Origin of the sequence: Algoriphagus oliviformis (assembly GCF_017254915.1) — a bacterium.
GTDB classification, from domain to species: domain Bacteria; phylum Bacteroidota; class Bacteroidia; order Cytophagales; family Cyclobacteriaceae; genus Algoriphagus; species Algoriphagus oliviformis.
Genome location: NZ_JAFKCT010000052.1, coordinates 1 through 335, shown reverse-complemented (window position 1 = coordinate 335; position 335 = coordinate 1). Strand labels below are relative to the sequence as shown.

The window sequence follows — 335 nt, the reverse complement described above, 5'->3', positions numbered from 1 at the left end:
ATACCTATTTGATCAACCAGCTGAACATCAAGTCGGCGCTCGGCACGCTGAACCAGAACGATCTGCTGCTGCTGAACGGCGCGTTGGGCAAGCCGGTATCGACCGCGCCTGACGCCGTCGCACCGCAAAACCGCGCGCAGGACGCCTATGCGGACGGTTATCAGGACAATGCGCCGATGCAACAGACTGCGGCGCCGGCACCGGCGGCCACTCGCGCATCCGCGCCGGCCGTTACCACCAGCCAACCGGCTCGCCACAGCGGCAACCCATTCCGCAACTGATGTCCGCACGCTGACAAACACGGGGTCCGGCCTGCGCCGCGCCCCGTTTTTTTG

Annotated in this window: 1 pseudogene; it reads left to right on the top strand. The window is 65.1% G+C overall.

Annotation, left to right across the window (positions count from 1 at the left end):
• Positions 1 to 281: pseudogene (locus J0A68_RS23300) on the top strand (hypothetical protein); the annotation flags it as partial.
• Between the last annotated feature and the right edge of the window lie 54 nt (positions 282 to 335).